The sequence below is a fragment of the Streptomyces sp. RLA123 genome, from assembly GCF_056270165.1.
Genome location: NZ_JBWDOR010000003.1, coordinates 278,511 through 297,322 on the forward strand (window position 1 = coordinate 278,511; position 18,812 = coordinate 297,322).

Annotated in this window: 16 protein-coding genes and 1 pseudogene; 4 read left to right on the forward strand and 13 right to left on the reverse strand. The window is 69.4% G+C overall.

Annotation, left to right across the window (positions count from 1 at the left end):
- Positions 1 to 135: 135 nt before the first annotated feature.
- From RV983_RS01390 to RV983_RS01420, 7 genes are all read right to left on the reverse strand, one after another.
- Entirely contained in the window at positions 136 to 1,908 is a 1,773-nt protein-coding gene (locus tag RV983_RS01390; RefSeq protein WP_475983901.1) for an ATP-binding SpoIIE family protein phosphatase, read from the reverse strand.
- A 521-nt stretch (positions 1,909 to 2,429) separates the two neighbouring features.
- Positions 2,430 to 3,647 carry an ATP-grasp domain-containing protein gene (locus RV983_RS01395; protein ID WP_475983902.1) on the reverse strand — a complete coding sequence of 406 codons (1,218 nt, stop codon included), beginning with the start codon at positions 3,645 to 3,647 and terminating at the stop codon, positions 2,430 to 2,432.
- Between the two features lie 2 nt (positions 3,648 to 3,649).
- Positions 3,650 to 4,927 (reverse strand): MDR family MFS transporter, encoded by a 1,278-nt coding sequence (locus RV983_RS01400; RefSeq protein ID WP_475990191.1) that lies wholly within the window; start codon positions 4,925 to 4,927, stop codon positions 3,650 to 3,652.
- Between the two features lie 208 nt (positions 4,928 to 5,135).
- Complete coding sequence (locus RV983_RS01405) at positions 5,136 to 6,329, reverse strand: ISAs1 family transposase (protein WP_475983903.1); 1,194 nt, start codon at positions 6,327 to 6,329, stop codon at positions 5,136 to 5,138.
- A 640-nt stretch (positions 6,330 to 6,969) separates the two neighbouring features.
- The gene (locus tag RV983_RS01410; protein ID WP_475983904.1) at positions 6,970 to 7,842 is read right to left on the reverse strand and encodes an NADP-dependent oxidoreductase; all 873 of its coding nucleotides are present in this window, start codon (positions 7,840 to 7,842) and stop codon (positions 6,970 to 6,972) included.
- A 169-nt stretch (positions 7,843 to 8,011) separates the two neighbouring features.
- Positions 8,012 to 9,115 carry a Gfo/Idh/MocA family protein gene (locus RV983_RS01415; protein WP_475983905.1) on the reverse strand — a complete coding sequence of 368 codons (1,104 nt, stop codon included), beginning with the start codon at positions 9,113 to 9,115 and terminating at the stop codon, positions 8,012 to 8,014.
- Between the two features lie 71 nt (positions 9,116 to 9,186).
- Positions 9,187 to 9,801: a nuclear transport factor 2 family protein gene (locus RV983_RS01420; RefSeq protein WP_475983906.1), complete on the reverse strand. Its 615-nt coding sequence runs from the start codon at positions 9,799 to 9,801 to the stop codon at positions 9,187 to 9,189.
- 190 nt (positions 9,802 to 9,991) lie between these two features.
- Between RV983_RS01420 and RV983_RS01425 the strand changes: the two genes are divergently transcribed.
- Both RV983_RS01425 and RV983_RS01430 read left to right on the forward strand, forming a co-directional pair.
- Positions 9,992 to 10,126 (forward strand): hypothetical protein, encoded by a 135-nt coding sequence (locus RV983_RS01425; protein ID WP_475983907.1) that lies wholly within the window; start codon positions 9,992 to 9,994, stop codon positions 10,124 to 10,126.
- 40 nt (positions 10,127 to 10,166) lie between these two features.
- A complete protein-coding gene (locus RV983_RS01430) occupies positions 10,167 to 10,400 on the forward strand; it encodes a hypothetical protein (protein ID WP_475983908.1) in 234 nt (77 codons plus the stop codon).
- A gap of 50 nt (positions 10,401 to 10,450) precedes the next feature.
- Here the strand turns inward: RV983_RS01430 and RV983_RS01435 are convergent, their stop codons facing one another.
- The 6 genes from RV983_RS01435 to RV983_RS01460 all read right to left on the reverse strand — a co-directional run bounded on the left by RV983_RS01435 (position 10,451) and on the right by RV983_RS01460 (position 17,785).
- A complete protein-coding gene (locus tag RV983_RS01435) occupies positions 10,451 to 11,287 on the reverse strand; it encodes a GNAT family N-acetyltransferase (protein ID WP_475983909.1) in 837 nt (278 codons plus the stop codon).
- 109 nt (positions 11,288 to 11,396) lie between these two features.
- Entirely contained in the window at positions 11,397 to 12,239 is an 843-nt protein-coding gene (locus RV983_RS01440) for a GNAT family N-acetyltransferase (RefSeq protein ID WP_475983910.1), read from the reverse strand.
- 208 nt (positions 12,240 to 12,447) lie between these two features.
- Positions 12,448 to 13,722, reverse strand: coding sequence for an FAD-binding oxidoreductase (locus tag RV983_RS01445; RefSeq protein WP_475983911.1), 1,275 nt, complete (start codon positions 13,720 to 13,722; stop codon positions 12,448 to 12,450).
- A 270-nt stretch (positions 13,723 to 13,992) separates the two neighbouring features.
- Complete coding sequence (locus RV983_RS01450) at positions 13,993 to 14,634, reverse strand: NADPH-dependent FMN reductase (protein ID WP_475983912.1); 642 nt, start codon at positions 14,632 to 14,634, stop codon at positions 13,993 to 13,995.
- Between the two features lie 514 nt (positions 14,635 to 15,148).
- Positions 15,149 to 16,252 (reverse strand): Gfo/Idh/MocA family protein, encoded by a 1,104-nt coding sequence (locus RV983_RS01455; protein ID WP_475983913.1) that lies wholly within the window; start codon positions 16,250 to 16,252, stop codon positions 15,149 to 15,151.
- Positions 16,253 to 16,585: 333 nt separating this feature from the next.
- Positions 16,586 to 17,785, reverse strand: coding sequence for a cysteine desulfurase-like protein (locus RV983_RS01460; RefSeq protein WP_475983914.1), 1,200 nt, complete (start codon positions 17,783 to 17,785; stop codon positions 16,586 to 16,588).
- Between the two features lie 97 nt (positions 17,786 to 17,882).
- On the opposite strand from RV983_RS01460, the pseudogene RV983_RS01465 reads away from it, so the two are divergent.
- Positions 17,883 to 18,203, forward strand: a pseudogene (locus RV983_RS01465) (glycoside hydrolase family 3 C-terminal domain-containing protein); the annotation flags it as partial.
- A gap of 88 nt (positions 18,204 to 18,291) precedes the next feature.
- Positions 18,292 to 18,504, forward strand: coding sequence for an MbtH family protein (locus tag RV983_RS01470; RefSeq protein WP_475983915.1), 213 nt, complete (start codon positions 18,292 to 18,294; stop codon positions 18,502 to 18,504).
- Positions 18,505 to 18,812 lie beyond the last annotated feature (308 nt).

Here is an 18,812-nt window from a genome sequence, read left to right on the forward strand (position 1 = left end):
CTCTGCGGGCGGCAGCGGGCACGCAGGCCCAGACGGCTGACTCCCACCCGATGGGTCACGGCAAACCACTGAGTCCCCCCACAGATGCGCCGCCCGGAATGTGTGCGGTGGACGCTGCCGAGCCCGTGGCTCCGGTCAGTGGTGGAGGGGAGGCAGGGCGAGCTCGGCCCAGATGATCTTGCCCTCCGGCGTCCATCTGCTGCCCCAGCGGTCGCACAGATGGGTGAGGAGGAAGAGACCTCGGCCGTTCTCGTCGGTGGCTCTGGCTCGCCGCTGGCGTGGCAGGCTGCCGCTGCCGTCGGCGACTTCGCAGATGAGTACGTCGTCGTGGATGAGCCTCAGCCGGATCGGCCCGGCGCCGTGCAGGATCGCGTTGGTGACCATCTCGCTCACCACCAGCTCCGTCGCCACCTCGAGTTCGCCCAGATCCCATACGTCCAACTGGCGTCGTGCAAGGGCGCGTGCGTCACGCACGTGGGAGGGCTCGACGGCGGGGATGTCCCAGGAGGCCGTTCGGCCCGGGCTGATCACCTGGGTGCGGGCCAGCAGAAGAGCCACGTCGTCCGACTGGCTGCGGGACGGCAGTGTGCCTACAGCCTGTGAACAGAGTTGTTCGAGGGAGTAGTTCGGTTTCCCGAGAACGGTCGCCAGACGGTCCATGCCGGCGTCGATGTCCTGGTCGCGGCTTTCGACGAGGCCATCGGTGAACAGAGCGATCAGACTGCCCTCCGGAAGGGTCAGCTCTGTGGCGGCGTAAGGCACGGTGTGGATCGGACCGAGACCCAGCGGCGGTCCGGCGGGTACCTCGGGGTAGCTGACGTGGCCATCGGGGTCGACGATCGCCGGGGGTAGGTGACCGGCGCGCGCCATCGTGCAGCGGCGCGTGACCGGATCGTAGACGATGTAGAGACAGGTGGCCCCGGCACCCCCCATCACGTCGTCGCTTGCCAGCAGACGGAGGATCAAGTGGTCCAAGTGCGTGAGCAGTTCGTCGGGGGGCAGCTCCATGTCCGTGAGGCTTTGCACCGCCGTACGGAGCCGGCCCATGGTCGCCGCAGCCTGGATGCCATGGCCGACGACATCGCCCACCACCAGCGCCACCCGGGCGCCGGACAGCGGGATGACGTCGAACCAGTCCCCGCCGACCCCCGACTCGCTGTCTGCCGGCAGGTATTCCGAAGCCAGATCGACAGCGGAACCACCGGCGAGCGTCGACGGCAGCAGACTGCGCTGCAACGCCAGCGCTACCGCCCGTTCGCGCGTATAGCGACGCGCGTTGTCCAGCGACAGTGCGGCCCGCGACACGATGTTCTCAGCCAGCATCAAGTCGGACGCGTTGAACGGCGCTGGGTTCTCGGTCCGCAGGAAGATCGTGATGCCGAGCACCACGCCACGCGCGTGGATGGGCACCAGCATCAGCGAGTGCATACCGTTCTCGCGCATCTTCGCCGCCCGGCCCGGATCGTGGACGGCCCACGCCGCAACGTCCAGGACGGGCTCCAGATAGGACTGCCTGGAGAAGTAGACCTGGATGAAGGGGGAATCGGGTGGCACGAACACCGGCTCCTCCTTCAGCCAGATGCTCTCCGGGATGTGGGAGTGGATGGACGCCACGCCGGCCCGGTGGAATGTCGTCTCGTCGTCCCGGTTGCCGCCCAGCTTCAACTGTGGCTCCTCACCGAGCGGAATTGTCTTCGCCAGGTCGATGGCGGTGTAGTCAGCGATGAGCGGCACCGTGAAGTCGGCCAGTTCCTGCGCGGTGTGCAGGACGTCGAGTGTCGTCCCGATACGCGTGCCGGCTTCGGTCAGTCGAACCAGGTGACTGGTGCTCCGCCCGTTGTCACTCGGTTGTGCAGGCTCGGAACAGGTGCCGTTTTTCCGCTGTTTACGGCGGACAAGTCTCATCATTTCACCCATTACCTAGCACTGCGGGGGCTGGAGCGTGCATTCGGACCGTGAGCCGGGCGGTCCCGCCCGTCGCCCTGGCCGATTCCGGGTTGTCGATACGGGTCGGCAGGATGCCCAGCAGCGGTGGGCGGAGGCCTCCGCGGGGATCACGTCCTGGTGGGAGTCTACTTATCTTTATCGACTGTTCGTTGAAATATCCACAAAACGACGTCGCGATATCCATAAAACGACGTCGCATCCATGGGGTGGCGTAGCGTGGTGCGTGTGACAGGGTGCGGCTTTTCGATTCGATCGAAGCGGCGGAGGCGGCCTCGTCCGTCTTTCGAGGCAAAGACCTCGTGCCGCGTTCGACAGCAAGGACATCACAACCGCTGCGGCACTGCTGCGAGCTGTCCTGCTCGGCTTCGCCGAAAGGCATGACAAGGACCAGAGCAGGCAGGCATGCCTCATCGTTCTCCTTTCGGTGCAAGCAATGGGTCTACAACGCGCCGGTCGTGGTGACCCAGTCTGCCGATGTCGAGTCACGCCATGCGTACTCCGATTTTCCCTGCGGCCGAAACCGCATTGTGATAGGCGAGTTCAGCGGTGGCGCCTCGGGCGAGAAGGAAGGCGATCGCACCGCGCTGGTCCACCGTGCTGGCGATGGTCTCTCCGGGAAATCGAACGGGATACAGTTCCAGATCACCGGGATGATGGTCCAGGAGTTCTGTGCCGTCGAGCCCGGCGAAGACTCCGGCCCTGGGCGCGTAGATGCACACCTGCGCGGTTCCATGCTTGATGTCGAGCGGTTCGTCCATCAGGGAGGGACGCCTTCCCAGGGCGACGTCGAGGAGAGCCCCGTGCACGTCCACCCCGAGCGATCTTCGGATGGACTCCCCGATCAGTGCCCCACCCATGCGGGAATTGATCTCCACGATCTCGAAACCATGGGCAGTGGCGATGAACTCTGTGTGGGTGAAGCCGTCCCGGTAGCCCACGGAGGACAGGATGCTGGAGATCCACTGCGCAACCACCCTCTCGGTGACTGCTGGGAAGGCGACGGGGAAGCTCGCTCCCTGCTCCATGAAGTACGGCTCAGGTGACAACGCGCGACTGGAGATTCCCAGGACCCGGGTCCGGCCACCCCAGGTCAACGTCTCGGCGCTGTACATCGGGCCGGTGAAGTAGGGCTCGGCGACCAGTGCATCGCCGTGCATCTGCGCGGTGGTTCGGGCGGCGGCAAGAACTGCGGGCACGTCCGCGGGTGTTCTGGCGAGCCATACGTTCTGGCTTCCGCTTCCCGCCGCGTCCTTGATGACGCAGGGAAAGGGAAGCAGGCCGGCAAGGACTTCCGCGCTCGCGGTGTGCGGGTCGAAGACGACGCCTGCCGCACGCGAGAACCCGTTGTCGTGAAGGTGCTTGCGCAGGCGGCCCTTGTCGCGCAGCAGGGTCACCGCGTCGATGTCCTGGTGGGGCAGACCGAGCCTGCGTGCCGTCTCGAGTGCCTGCAAGGTCCAGCGGTCAGCCATCCGCACCACACCGGCAAGGTCCTGGATCCCGCTCAACGTCGCGATGATCTTTTCGGCGTCCGTCGTGTCGACGTCGATCACTTCGACGCCGGTACTGAGTTCGTCCGACAGCTCGTAGGTGTAGCGGGACCGGTCGGAGGTGAGCAGGAGCAGTTCGTGGCCCCGCCGGCGAGCGGCTGCGGCGAGGTGCCCAAGGCCGAAGTTGAGTGATTCGATCAGTGCGATGGCCATGGTCATCTTTCCGTGTTCGTGAGTTCGAGAGCGGGTCCGGTGGATGGCGGGCTCGCGGTACCCACCACGAGATGGGGCGCCGGGTGTCCCTGCCGTAGCAGCATCCAAAAGCCCGCGGCAGCACCGGCGCCCAGCGCGGCGCACCCGCCCCAGAGCGCAGGGGCACCCAAGGTGTCGAGCGTGAATCCGCCGACCAGTGGTGCGAGGAAGACGGCGCCCGACGATGCGAACGCGAAAACCCCCTGATAGCGCCCTTGCGCGTGACGGGGCGCGAGTTCGGCGACCGCCGCCGAGGCCGCCGGGGCGTACAACATCTCCCCCACCGTCCACACCACCACGGTCGTCGCGTACAGGCTCGCCGAACCGCCGGCGAACGCTGTCAGCCCGAAACCGCCTCCCACCAGCACGGCGCTCGACGTAAGTTGCGCGGCCTGGGAGCGGCCCTCCATCAGACGTGTCAAGGGGATCTGCAGCAGTACGACGAGCAAGCCGTTGAGTCCGACGACCAGCCCGTACGACTCGGTGCTGAGCCCGTTGTCGTGCATGACGACCGGGAGAGTGGACGAACATTGGTAGAAGATCGACCAGATGCCGAGCGCCAGGAACGTCAGGGACATGAAACGCCGGTCGCGCAACACCTCGCGCAGCCCCGTCCGGGGGGCGGGCCGGCCCCCTGACGGTGGGTCCTGGGACACCTGTGGGCGTGTCTCGGGCAGCTTGAACCACATGACCGCCCCGCACAGCAGTGTGGTCACCGCGTCGCCGACGAAGAGCCAGACATACCCCTCGCGCGCAATGAAGCCGGCGACGGCGGCGGACAGGCCGAAGCCGATGTTGATGGCCCAATAGTTGACAGCGAACGCCCGTGTCCGGTCCTCAGGGGCGATCAGGTCGGCCGTCATCGCCGCGACCGCAGGGCGCGACACACTGGCCGTCGCCCCGACCGTGAACGCCATCCCGGCGATGGCGGCGGGCTGGGTGACGAAGCCCATCGCCCCGGTGGCCAGTGCAGTGGCCAGTTGGGCTCCGGCCATTGTGGCGCGTCGCCCAACACGGTCCGTGAGATCCCCGCCCATCAGGGATCCCACGACACCGCCGCATCCGTAGAGGGACAGGACCAGGCCGGCGTCCGCTGCCGAGTAGCCGCGGTCGACCGTCAGATAAAGCGTGAGAAAGGGATAGACGAAGGTACCCAGTCGATTCACCAAGGTGCTGGTCCAGAGCCACCAGAAGCCGGGGGGAAATCCGGAGACACTGCTGCTCCATCTGCCAGGCGTCACACGGGCTCCTCGTATCGATTCGGTTCGTTCCCGGCTGTTCGAAGCCGCTGACCACGAGTGCCAGGATTCGCTTTCCGGGTGCTCCGGGACATCGGGCAATCGCCCTATTCGCGCACCTCGGATTTCCGGAGCCCGTGGTCCGAAACCCGGGTACTGCTCCGGCCTCCCGGACCAGGGCTCCGTCGTTCTCGCGATCGGCCGGGAATGATCACGTGAGTCCGAGGGTCGCCAGCGGCCGGGTCATGTTCCGTCCGTGATGGCGCAGGCCCTCGGCGATGTTGTCCCGCCCCGCCAGGCGGAGTGCGCCGATGGCCAGGTTCCGCAGGGAGGCCATCGCCCGCGGTGCGCTGCCGGTCCGCACCCGCGAGGCATCCTCCCCGAACGTCACATCCCTGACAAGGTGCTCACGATTCTCAATGGCCCAGTGCCCGCGCACGCGTTCCGCCAGGTCAGCGGCTGTCGCCTGGTGAGCTGTCAGGCTGGTGACCGCGTAGACGCGTTCGAGGGACACCTTCCCGGTGCGCACCGTGCGCCGCCGGCGGACGATCTGCAGCGCCTGGCCGGCGTGCGGGAACGGCAGCCGCGGCACGGTGACGGCCTTCAGGCGACGGATCTCGTCGCGGCCGTGGGCGGCGGTGCGGGTGCGGTCCATCAGCGGCACCTCCTTCCAGGGAAGATCCTTCACCAGCGCGTGCAGGGTCGGGTGGTTGGCCTTGAGTACGGCGATGTAGTGCGCGCCCTTCTCCTCGACCAGGAACTTCGCGTGGTCGGTCTGGGTCAGCAGTGCATCGAAGGTCACCACCGCACCGGTAAGGTCCAGCGGGTCCAGCAGCGGCCGGAACGCGGTGATCTCATTGCTCTTGGCGTCGACCTCGCGCTGGGCGAGCACGATGCCGTCGCCGCGCAGCGCGGACAGCAGGTGGATGCAGCGGCCGTCGGTGCGGATGGCGCCGCGCAGGGATTTGCCGTCCACCGCGATGGCCGCCCGCACCGGGCGGGGCGGCGGGTGCTCGTCCTTGTCGGCGGCACGGGAGGCGTCCGCACGAGCGGTGAGCCAGTCGCCGATCGCCGCGTCGAGCGCGTCGCCGTCGATGCGCTGCAGTACCCGGCGCACGGTCGCCTCGCTGGGCGCCCGGTAGGGCCGGTCCGGATCGCGCAGCGTGGCCCCGCAGTGGAAGAGGAGCTGGTCAGGGGCATCGGCGGCCCACTCGGCGATGGCGGTGAGGGACTTCGCTCCGGCCAGGACGGCGCAGGCCGCCAGGGCCAGGACGTACGACAGCGGGTGGCGCCGGCCCTTCAGGCGGCGCGGGTCGGGCAGGCGGCGCAGCCGGTCCAGCAGGTCGGGCAGTTCATCGGAGCGGGCCGGATCGGAACCGGCGAGTTGGCCCAGCCCGGCGGGCATAGGCGATGCTGACGCAGCAGGCACGGTCTTCCGTTGTGGTGATCAGCGAACTCGACACTCCATGATCACCGGGAGCCGTGCCTGCGCGCGTACCTGCCGGTCCATCACGAATCACCATCACGGCCGAGTCGGGGTATCAGGTCCATACCGGCTACGTCGGGCCAACCGCGAGAACGACGGAGCCCTGCCTCCCGGACGATGCCTCATACGACGTGACCCGCACGTCCGGGGAGCGTCGCCGCCAGGGCGCTCCGTTACGCATCAGGAAGAGTGTCTCCCCGCCGCTCCCCTGGCCGTTCAGGGCGGGCTCGGTGGTGTCCGTCGTATCAGGGCAGGCCCCGTTATGGCCGGCGCTGGGAGCGCATCGGCCTGGAAGCGGTCGCCGGGTCGGCACCTCTGGGGGCCGTGTCGCAGCGGTGGCCCAGGACTCGTTCCTTGGTCGACGGGCAGGCGCGGCCCTGAAGTGTGCAGTGCCTGCTGGGCGCAGGGCAGCGCAATGTCCATGATCGCGCTGTCGAGGAACACCGTCAGTCGAGTGCCGACGATGAGCGTAAGCGCGCCCAGTACCGCGGTGGGGGAAGCGGAGGTGGTGCAGCCATGGCCGAGGGGGTCCTCCTTCAGCGGAGATCTGCGGGGCGGCTCAGAACTCCAGGACGATCCGGCCCCGGACGCCTCCCGCCTCAATCAGGCGGTGTGCTTCAGCGGCGCGATCGGCGGGGAAGGCGCCGGCGATGCGCAGGGTGAGGCTGCCCGCCTCGACCTGGGAGCGCAGAGCATCCAGCCGGCTTCGGTCGCCCATGTATTCCGGGACGTACGCCGGAAATTTCCGCAAGGAACGACGGCGCAGTTCATCAGGACGGATCGCTCGGGAACCTTCACCGAGCAGCGTGACGATGACGCCGCCGTCGCGGACGGCCGGGGCCATCGCTGCGGATCCGATGGAAGCGGCGTCCACCAAGCCGTCCACGCCGCCCGGGACGGTTTCGAGGATCCGCTGGGCGACGCCGGACCCCCGAGGCACCACGATGTCTGCCCCCAGCGACCGCACCAGTTCCTCGTCGGCCGGCCCGGCGACGGCGACCACAGCGCAGCCGGCGGCCCGGGCCATCTGGGTGACGAAGCCGCCTACCACTCCCGCTGCGCCGGTGACCGCGAGCGTCTGTCCGGCGGACAGTCCGGCAAGGTCGAGTGCGAGTTGCGCGGTCAGGCCGTTCATGGGCAGGGTCGCCGCCTCGGCGTGGGTCGTCCCGGCAGGAGCGGGTGCGACCGCGTGCGTGGGCAGGGCCAGGTACTGCGCGTAGGCACCGCCGCCCGGCAGCGTCGGGTTCGACACTGCCATGACCCGGTCCCCGATACGCAGATCGGTGACGGTGCCCGGACCGATTTCGTCGATCACCCCTGCCGCCTCCATGCCCGGCACATACGGCGGCGCCGGCGAGGTCGGGCCGAGTGCGCCGGTGCGCAGATACCGGTCGCCCGGGTTCACCGACGCGGCGCGCACCCGGATGCGCACTTGACCGGGTCCTGCGTGCGGTACAGGCACGTCGAAGACCCGCAGGGCCTCCGGCCCGCCGAACCGGGATACCCCTACCACTCTCATACCCACTCCCAATATTGATCGATCGTTACATATTACGGACAGGGTGATGCCCCGTCAGGCACGCTGAACCGGCCCGTGCCGGTCAGCTGAGAATCTGGCCCGCCCGTTCGGCCGAGGCGCTCTCGATGGCCTGCAGGAGCCGGTGACGCGCGTGGGCGTGAGTGAAGTCCGGCACGGTACGCGTGCCGTCGCGCAGGTCGCGGGCCAGGTTGGTGTACAGGGCGGCGACGTTCCGTGCCGGGCCGGTGAGGCCTTCGGGGATATCGGCACCGTACTCGGCGGGCACCTCGACCGGGGAAACAGTCGCGTCCGTCCCGAAACCGGCCTGGAGCGCCAGGTCGGCGATCTGAATGTTGCCCCAGGGGGCGGTAAGGACGATGTCCCCGTCGGTACCGTTGATCTCCCAGCGGAAGTTGTCGCCCCGGGAGGTGCCGCCGCGGTAGAAGACCGAGGCCGCAGCTCCGCCGTCGAGCGTGCCGACCAGGGAGATCTGGTCCGCGGCCGTCACGGGTATGACCTTGTTGTCGTCGTCGGTCACCGTGACCGACGTCCGGCCCAGGACGAGGTTGGCCGACAAGTGGTCGAACTCGCCGAGCGTGACGTTGAGTGCGTCCACGGCGTGCACGGCCGCGCCGGTCAGGGGGGTGGCGCCTTGCGTCCGGTCGTACCAGTACGCGCGTGCCGCGGTGGTCTCCGGCCCCCAGACCATGCCGGAGGCGACAAGAGTGGTGCCGATGACCCGGCCGATCCGGCCGTCCGCGATCAGCTTCCGGGCGTAGCGGAGTTCGGGGTGGTAGCGGCCCTGCAGGCCGACAGCGGTGCGCACGCCTGCGGCCGCGGCACGCCGGGTCAGTTCGGTGGCTTCCGCCAGGTCCATCGCGAGGGGCCACTCGGCGTACACGGTCTTGCCGGCGTCGATGGCCGCCGAGATCAGCTCCCGGTGGTGCGGGACCTTGACCGCGATCACGACGACGTCCACCCCAGGGTGGGCGAGGAGGTCCGTGTGGTGGTCGAATGCGGCCTCGACCCCGAACTCCTCGGCGGCGGCCTCCGCCGACGCGCGGCGGGACGTGCTGACGGCACGCAGTTCGAAGTCCGGATGTGCCGCGAGGGCGGGTACGTGGCTGATGGAGGCCCAAGCTCCCTGACTGCCGCCGATGATGCCGACGCCAATGGGGTTGTTCATGTTGTCACTCCTGTGGGAGTTGCCGGCGGGAGAGAAGCCCGGTGAGGGGCGTGGGGTGGGGCGTCGGGCACCTACTTCTGCGGTGCCTCGGGTGCCGGGGTCCAGTTGGGGACGGTGTCCACCCGGAACCGGGACAGCACGGTGCTGGAGATGTACCAGTGGCCGTGGATCCGCTGATAGGTGTCGTGGTACTCGCCGTAACCGTGAAAGCCGTTCTTGTAGCTCGAGCCGGCTGGGAAACTCACGTAGTCCTCCATCGCCCAGATCCCCGTGGCACGGTCGCCGTTCACGGTGATCTCCGGCAGGAAGCCCTGGTGGGCGGTGGGGGCGTCACCGAGCAGTGCCGCCGTCTTCTCGGCGAGCTCCTTGCCGCTGTGGTATTTCACACTGACGTCGATGGTCGGGCAGGGGGTGAAGAGCGCGGCCAGTTCCGTCCATTGCTTGCTGTCGATGGAGCGGAAATAGCGCGCCTTCAGTTGGCGAATGTCCTCGATGTCGGCCAATCGCTGCACGGTGGCCGCGTTCGTCGCGGAGCGGCCGAGCGCCGGCTGGTGCTGCGCGGCAGCGGGCGGGGAGGCCCAGGCCGCGGCTCCCGCGCCGCCGCCCGCCAGCAGTGCGGCCACTGCGGCCGCGCCGGCCACGCGGGTACGCCAGAAGGATCGGGTGGATGGTGCCTGTCCGGTCATGGTGCGTTCCTTACGGTTCCGCGCCCATCAGAGGCGCGCGACGGGATGCGCTGCGAAGCGTCGGGCGAGACGTCGCCAGACTGCAGTGAACCGTATCTGGAACGATGAGTCAAAATGTTCTACGCCTCACCTTGGGGCGCACACCCTTAACTCTGTACCGTTCGTTCTTGTTCGGTGTATGCTGCCCGTCATGGCACGCGCGAGGGAGTTCGACACCGAGACGGCCGTCGAAGCCGCGATGAGCGCCTTCCGCCGCAAGGGCTACGAGGGGACATCGGTGCAGGACCCGGTCGACGCCACGGACGTGGGCCGGGGCTCGCTGTAGGCGGCCTTCGGCAGCAAGGAGCGGCTCTACCTGGCAAGCCATGGACCGCTACCGCGAGCGGTACGCCCTGCCGCTGGTCGACCGGCCGCACGGCGGCGCCCCAGCCCACGAGCTGCTGCGCGAGGCCCTGACGGCGACCGTGGACGGGGTCGTGCGGGACGGCAGCCGGCCCGGGCAGTGCAGCAGCGCCCGCAACTGCCACTACCCGCGACGGCTCCACTCGCTGGAGGGGCAGTCCGGCAGGACCGCCCCAGACCAAGCATCTCCGCCCTGACTCGGAACGGCGCCTCTCACCGGGCCGGACAGCGCGTCGCCGCTGGAGTGTCAGGCGGGGAAGGTGAAGAGGCGGTACCGCGAGACCTCGACGAAACCGAAGCGCCGGTACAGCGGCTCGCCGGCCGGGCTCGCGGCGAGTGCGGCGCTCCGCATACCGCGGTCCCGCGCCACGCGGAGCGCCGCCGCGGTCAACGCCGAGCCGACGCCGCCCCGGCGGTGCGTGTCCGCGACATGGACGAGGAAGATCCCGGCCACGCCGTGGGCCGCGATCACCACGGTCGTTCCGACCACACGGCCGTCGAGAACCGCCGCCAGGCGGACGACGTCCGCGTTGTCCCGACGTCGCGACTCGATCCGCACGATATCGGACTCGAGACCGGGTGCCAGGCCCATGGAGGCGCTGTAGGTACGCACCAGTTCCCGTAGGCGGTCGGGATCGGACACCGCCGCGATCCGCAGGCCGGCCGGTGGCTCCACCGGATCCACGGCCTGGTCGAGCGGTCCAACCATGATGGGGATCGTGGTGAACTCCTTCGCTCCGTGCCGGGCGAGGGCCGACGACGTGCCCGCGGGGCTGTCCGGGCCGACCCACCACCACCAGGGCACCCCCGCGAGCCGGTCCCGCGCGATGGTGGCGAACTGTTGGACCGCATCGAGGGAGCCGACTCGGACCACCCCGTTGAACTGCGGCGCAGCCAGTCCGCTGCGGAAGAGGTCGAGATCACCGTCACCGGTGTCCGCCACGCCCCATCCCGTCAAGTACTGGCGGAAGTTGTCGGTCACGCGGGCGATGGACGCGGGGTGCCGCAGGTCCTGCGCGGCGCGCTTGCCGGAGGGCGCACTCGCGGCGAGCGGGGCATCCGTTCCGCTTGGTGTGTTCGTCATAGGGGTCACCTCTGCCTGCAGGCCCCAGGCCTGAGCGGCCTGAGGGGGTGGTGTCTCGCGGTCCGCGCGGTCGGCTTCGCGCTGATGCCGCGGCCGACCTCCGGCGGTGTCAGGGCATCACGATGCGGAAGTCCGCGACGGGGCGGTACCCGATGCGCTGGTAGACGCTGTTGCTCGTCGGGTTCGCGAGATCGGTGAAGAGAAGTACGTGTTCCGCCCCGCCGTCCTGAGCAGCTAGGGACACGGCCGCGGTGACGGCGGAGCCGTAGCCCCGGCCGCGATGTTCGGGCGGGGTGTACACGGGAGTGACGCGGGCGGTACCGGCCACCACCGACGTCATGGCCGCCATGGCCACCGGTTCGCCCCCGACGGTCCACAACCGCCAGCCGCCCCGGCTCGTCCGTTCGTCGATGAACGCGTCCAGATCGGCACCGAGCGAGCCGGCTTCCGCGACGAAGCGGGTGCACCAGTCGTGGAGGAGAGCCCGGTCACCGTCGGTTGCCGCCCGAGGTGCCCCAGGTGGTGTGACGTCAGGGCGTACAAGCTCTTCGAGACGGTACAGGCCAAGGCGCGGTCCGTTCTGGGGCGCGCGGCCGGTGGTTGTCTGCCATGCCTCGCAGAAGGCCCGGACCGACGCGTCGTCGGACAGAAGCTGCGTGACTTCGTGGGCCTGGGTGGAGAGCAGTTCCGCCAAATCCGTCGCCGCGGCCCCGGAGAGGCGGCTCGCGTTCAGCAGATGCGGTGGCATCCACACGAAGGCGGCTGTCGTCGCGGCTGCATCCTCCTCGCGCCACCACCCCAACACGCTCGGCGGCGTCGTCCCGCCCGAGCGCAGACGCTCGATCGTGTCGAGTCCGGACAGCAGCATGGTGTGCAGGTCGGGACGGGCTGCGACGAATGCCCCCGCCTCGGATCGAAATACTTCGGGCTTGTCCGTGATGGACCAGGTCATGAGATTGCGTCTCCTGCTCACCCAACGGGCGGCACCGCGCGGAGCGGTGGGGAAGTGGTCGGGGGCCCGCCGGCCGCGGTGGACGCGGTCGGCGGGCGGTACGGGCGGTGCGGGCGTTACGGGCGGTGCGGGCGGTGCGGGCTCACGCTCCTTGCCCGACGGGACGCCATGGCCCGCTACCGGTTCCGGCCGCGAAGGCCGAACCCCGTCAGCCGGGCGGGATGTTGTGGTTCACCCGGAACATGTTCGTCGGGTCGTATGCCTTCTTCGCGGCAGTAAGACGCCGGTAGCGCTCAGCGCCGTATACCTCGCTCAGCCGCTCGGGGTCGGTGGCCTCCTCGACGGAGAGGAAGTTGACCATCCTGCGCCTGTCCGCCCAGGGCTCCATCGCGTTCATCACCTCGTCGAGTTTGCCGCTCAGGAACTCGGCCTGGTCCTGGGCGCCCACGCCGAAACCGAAAAGCACGAAGGGAAGCCCTCGGCTGGAGACGGCGTTGGGCACCGCTGGCTCACGGTCGAGTGCGCCGCCGAGCATGCGGATCTCGACGCTCGCCAGCGGGGATCCCGACCCGGGACCGAGCAGTTCGACCAGCTTGTCGGCCGCTTCTGCCGGAAACGCCCGCAACATCGTCGTGCGCTCGGTGTAGGGCATCGGCGTCGGCGGATCCATGTGGATGGCGCCCATGGCGGTGAAGGGCATCTCACCCACGGAGTCGACGAGCACCGGGGCGGCCGCGCGCAAGGGTGCGATCAGCCGCTCGCCCTCGGCCACCGGACCGAGGTGGGCGAACCGCACGTGCACCACGAACGCCCCCCGCAGCGGCTCCGGCAACTCGGGCAGCGGGGGCAGCCGTTGCACGGCCAGCGAGGAGGACATCTCCTCCGGCATGTCCGACTGCCAGGTGCGCCAGGCGTGCAGCACATCGGCGAGGTGTTCGCCGGGGAAGTGGATCCCGCCGCCGTAGAAATGAGTCAGCGGGAAGAGGTCGAACTCCAGCGCGGTCACCACGCCGAAATTGCCCTTGCCTCCCAGCAGGGACCAGAAGAGTTCGGGATCACTGTCCGCCGTGACATGCCGCAACTGGGCATCGGCGGTGACCACGTCCAGCGAGCGCACGTAATCTGCCGCGTATCCACGGCTACGCCCGAAGACCGGGCTGAGTCCACCCCCGAGGGTGTAGCCGGCCACACCCACCAGCGGGGCCGATCCGCTCATCGGGGCGAGGCCGACGGCGGCGGCCTGGTCGATCACCTCCTGCCAGACCACGCCGGCCCCGACGCGTGCGCGTCGTCTGCCGACGTCGATGGCGATGCCCTTCATGCGACGGGTACTGATCAGCACCCCGCCCCGGGCAGGCGTGACCTGCTGGTGCCCCGTGGTCTTCACCGTCACGGGCCGGCCCTGCCGGGCGGCGAAAAAGATCGCCGCCTGTACGTCGGCCGCGCCGGCGGCACCGACCGCGAGGGCCGGCTCCAGGGGCACGTTCAGATTGTAGATCCGGCATTCGGCCTCGAAGCCCTCATCGCCGGGCAACAGAACCGGACCACTCACCATCGACGCCAGTTCAGCCGCCTCCGCGGGCGACACTCGCGCGAACGGACCGTCAAGAATCATGGAGTTCCTCGTGAAATTGTGCCGTGGATGAGTGGGCAGCTGCCCATTGCATCATCCCGCGTGTGCGAACCGGTGCTGCGCCCGTGCCAGTAAGGAGCCACATGTCCGGCGCATGTATTTTTACATTACACGAATGATCTAATGCACGTGAATGCAGGGCGCCCGAGGACCGCGCCGCTGACCCACACCTGCTCGCGCCGCACCCCGGAGGCCATCGTCGCGGTGACGCCGGTCACGACATCGTCGTACCCCAGGCATCGGCCCGACGCCTGGGGCCGCTTCGGTGGCCGCCTGAACGTGGCCGGGTGTCGGCGCCCGCACCCGGCTCGGCCGGCCCGCCCGGCCGGCGCCCCCGACCGTCGAGCCGGTGTGCGCGACGCCCGTCCGGCACTTCGGCAGGACGCTTCGCCGGGCCGGCCAAGCCGACAGGACAGCCGGACGGTGGCTGATCGGGCGTAGGCCCGCAGCGGCTGCAGGGCCTTGGACCAGCCGACGACCTGGTCGAGCATGGCCTCCACGGTGGGCTGGTGATGCGGGCCCGGCTTGAAGAACGCTGTAGTTCTCGAAGTCCGCCAGAAGGGACAGCGCGACCTGCGCACGCACCGTGGCGATCTGCGACTCACTCGCGAGGAGGCGGAGGTGCTCCACGGCACGGGTGCCGCCTCTGGAGCCCTGACCCGCAAAGCCCGCGGCCTTGTCGTCCCACTCCGCGTACAGGTGGTCAAGCGCGTTCTTCAAGGCGCCCGTGGTGGAGTGGTTGTACTCCGGGGTGACGAGCACGAAGCCGTCGGACTCGGCAATCTTCGACGCCCACGCCGTGGTGTGGTCGTTCAGGTACTGCCCGAGCGACAGGGTAGCGGCCGACCGGCGCGTGCGTACGACAAAAAAAGAGCTGCCGAGTGGTGAGGGCGCAGGCCGGAAGCTGCGCCCTGCCCACGGGACGCCCGATCGCCGCCGAAGGCCGGGGCGACGTCACAGTCGTCCAAGCCGAGCCGAACGGCGCCGTCCTCGTGCCGGCTCGCGCTGACCGCCGCCGTCACGAACGCATCCAGCTACGCCGTCGCCGCAGCCGACACGATCATGGACCGCCCCTCCGCAGAACTCCTCGCCGCCGTCTTCCCCGATGGGAAACCGCCCCCCCGGGATCGGCACGCACGAGACGCTGCTCAGCGTGCGGCGGGCCCGTGCGGTGCTGGGGTACGCGCCGCGGCACTCATGGCGGGACACCGTCGAAGACCGAGGCCTCGGCCAGGGCATCGGGGCGGGCAGGAGGGGAGCCGGGCGGCCGGCGGGATCAGCGGGCCGCCCACGCCTCCACCGCGGTCGTCACCGGCGCCCCCGTACGCGCCGACTCGTCGATGGCCAATGCCAGCAGATGGTCCTGGCAGCCCTCGGCCAGCGGATAAGGTTCCGGGCCGGCGTCCCGGACCCATGCGCCCGTACGGCACAGCAGGTCCACCACGGCGAGGTCGTCCTCGGACAGGCTCGCGCCCAGATAGTCGTTGCGCCACACCACCCGTCCGTCGAACGAGATGTGATGCACCTCCGCCCCTTCGAGGTTGAGGTCGGTGCCGGTACGGCGACGCATCAGCGGGGACTCCACGGGCGTGCGCGGATCGGCCATCCGCACCACTGCGTCGTCCACGATCTCGCCGAGCGAGCCGCGCACCACGATCCGGCGCGCGCGCAGCGGATTCCACCACTGGTTGTCCGTGAAGTCGTACAGGCCCGTGCGGGCCCCGCCGAAGTCCAGGAGAGCAAGCGTGGTGACGGCGTCCTTGGGCGTGAGGTCGTCCGACCAGCCGCCGGGGGACAGCGGGTCGGCGAGCGGGGCGGTGAACGCCCGGGCCGTCACCGTCACGGGCCCGCAACCGGCGTCCAGCGTGTGCCGGATCAGCGACATCGCGTGATACATGTGGGTCGAGGACACCTGGACGGACGTGACCTCGCCGATCACGCCTTCTCGTACGAGAGCGATACGAGCGGCGTGGCCGGGCATCAGTGTGTACTGCTCCGCGACCTGGACGAGTCCGCCGCCCCCGGCGCGCGTCGCGCCTCCCACGGCGTCCCACAACTGCCGAAGCCCGTTCACGTCGGGCGCCGGCGGTGTCTCCGCGAGGACCGGCAGCTGCCGCTCGACGAGTTCCTTCACAACCCGGGGAGTGACCTCCCACGGCACCGACGGGATCACGAACTCCGGTTCGCTACGGGACAGTTCGCCAACCGTCCTGAAGGCGGGCACCCCCCACCCCGCCTCCACCTGGGCGGCGCGTTCGGCGGAGCGCGTCACCACGCCTGCCACCGCCAGCCGTTCGGGCAGCGCCCTCGCCAGCCGGGCGAAGAACTCGGCCCGCCAGCCACTGCCCACGATGCCGAACCGTATGGGTGCTGTGCTCACGTGTCCGCTCCTTCCCGCAGCCGGGCCGCGAGTCTAACCCGGCGACCTGTACCACGCGCCGCCGCGACGGCGCACCTGGCACGTCCAGGCGCCCCAGATCCACGGCGCCCCAGATCCGCGGCGGCCGTGTCCACGGCACGCCGCACCGCCTCCGCGTCGGTCATGTCCGCCCGGACGGTGACGTGTCCGTCGCCCGGAGGCGACGCAGCCGCCTGCTCGGCCTTCCGCGCAGACCTGTTGCAGTGACCGCGACCCGGTCCCCGACCTGTGCGAACGCCGCGGCGACGGCCCGGCCGATGCCCCGGGACGCGCCCGTGACCAGCACTCCGCGGTTCACTTGGCCACTTCCGCCACACCGTCGATCAGCCGCTGCACGTCCCCGCCGTCGACGTACAGGGCGAGCCCGGCACGCACCGCACCGGTGTCGCCGAGCCCCAGCAGCCGCGATGCCTCCAGCGCGTAGAAGTTGCCCGCGGGGGCGTTCACACCAAGCCGCGCCAGCCGCTCGTAGACCTCCCGGCCGGGCACTCCCGCCACGGAGAAGAACACCGTCGGCGTACGGCGTGCCGGCGCGCCGTACAACTGCACCCTGCCGATACCCGAAAGCCCCTCCAGCAACCGCCCCAGCAGCTTCTCCTCGTATGCCTCGACCGCCCGCATCGACTCCAGCACCCGGCTGCGCCGGTCGCCCGCAGATGACGCCAGTGAGGCGATGTAGTCCACGGCCGCGGTGGTGCCGGCCAGCATCTCGTACGGCAGGGTGCCCAGCTCGAAACGTTCCGGCACGTCATCGGTGGAGGGCACCAGCTTGTCCGGGTACAACGTCTCCCACAGTCCCGGATCGGCGACCACGACACCATGGTGGGGGCCGAAGAACTTGTAGGGCGAGCACGAGAAGAAGTCCGCGCCCAGGGCGGCCAGGTCGACCGGCGCGTGCGGCGTCAGGTGCACCCCGTCCACATACAGCAAGGCTCCGGCCTCGTGGACGGCCGCGGCGATCGCCGCTATGTCGGGGCGTGTGCCCAGCACGTTCGACGCCCCGGTGACCGCCACCAGCCGGGTCCGGCCGGACAGCTGTTCCCGAAGGGCGTCGACGCTCAACTCACCGCTGCCGGGATCGAACGCGGCCCACCGCACCGCCGCACCGGCGGATTCGGCCGCCTGGATCCACGGCCGGATGTTGGCATCGTGGTCCAGACGGGTGACGACCACCTCGTCACCGGCTGTCCACTGCCGCGCCAGGGCCCGGGAGACGTCGTACGCCGCCTGCGTCGCCGACCGGGTGAAGACCACGCCGCGCGGATCGCAGCCGAGCAGGTCCGCCATGGCCTGCCGCGCCTCCGTGACGACGTGCTCGGCACGGCGCTCGCCGGCTGTCACCGCGCCCCGGTTGGAGATGCCCGAGCACATCACCGCGGCCATCGCCTCGGCTACCTGGCGGGGCACCTGTGAGCCACCCGGCCCGTCGAAGTGGGCCACCTTTTCCCTCAGCGCGGGGAAGTCTTCACGGATTCGCAGGACATCGAGATGCATGCACCTATCCTGCCGGAGTCCGGCTACCGCGCAGATACCGCGCGGGTAGGCGCGGGAAGGCCGGGTCACCCGGAGCGGACGTGGCCCCGCGGCAGCCGGCAGCGCCGACGTCGCGATCGCGTGCGGACACAACCGCCGGGGCGAGTCCAGCGACCCGGCAGGCCTCGGCCTGGACGGGAACGGAGACGCACTGATCCCGGCCGTGGCCAACGCCGGCACCATCGCCGTCCTGGAAACCGGCAGCGCGGTCCTGATGCCCTGGCAGCACGAGGTCAACGGCATCCTCGACGCCCGGGCCGGAACTCGCCGCTCCGCGATCCGCTGCAGCAGCGCGATCAGGGCCTGTCCCACCCGGACGACGAAGCCGATCCACAGTCACCTGCCACCACAGGATCATCCCGGTGCTGACCAGAGGTAACTCCACGTTTGCTTGCGATCGCTACTTTCCGCTGAGTAAAGTTCGGTAAAGCACAGGTAATTTGAGCAAGCATCGGAAAGTGCCAGACATGACGAACCCGTTCGAGGACCAGGAAGCCACTTACCTGGTGCTGGTCAACGCAGAGAAGCAGCACTCTCTTTGGCCGACCTTTGTCGATGTCCCCGAGGGTTGGGAGATCGCATTCGGCGAGGCTGCACGACAGGACTGCCTGGACTACATTGAGCGCACATGGACCGACATGCGACCCCAGAGTCTGGTCGATGCCATGGGCGGCAACTGAACGCACCGACTTCTGCGGTCCGTTGAATCGCAGCGGACCGCACTCGGGGCCGAGCAGCTCCGGGCTGAGACCGCCGCACGCGCTGCACATCTTCACCGCTCCCCGGAATCCGAGACGGCTCCCCGGGCCGCCGCCCGGGGACTGAACGTGGACCACAGGTGACCTCACAGGCGCCGAACCGTTCAGCCAAGCCGCATGCAAGGCAGCCACTCGTTCTTCTGATATCAGCGAGAACGCACCACATCTTCAAAGACGGTTAAAGGGCTTCCCCGGTCCCCACCCGGGCGGTCCGGCATGACACCGCGCTC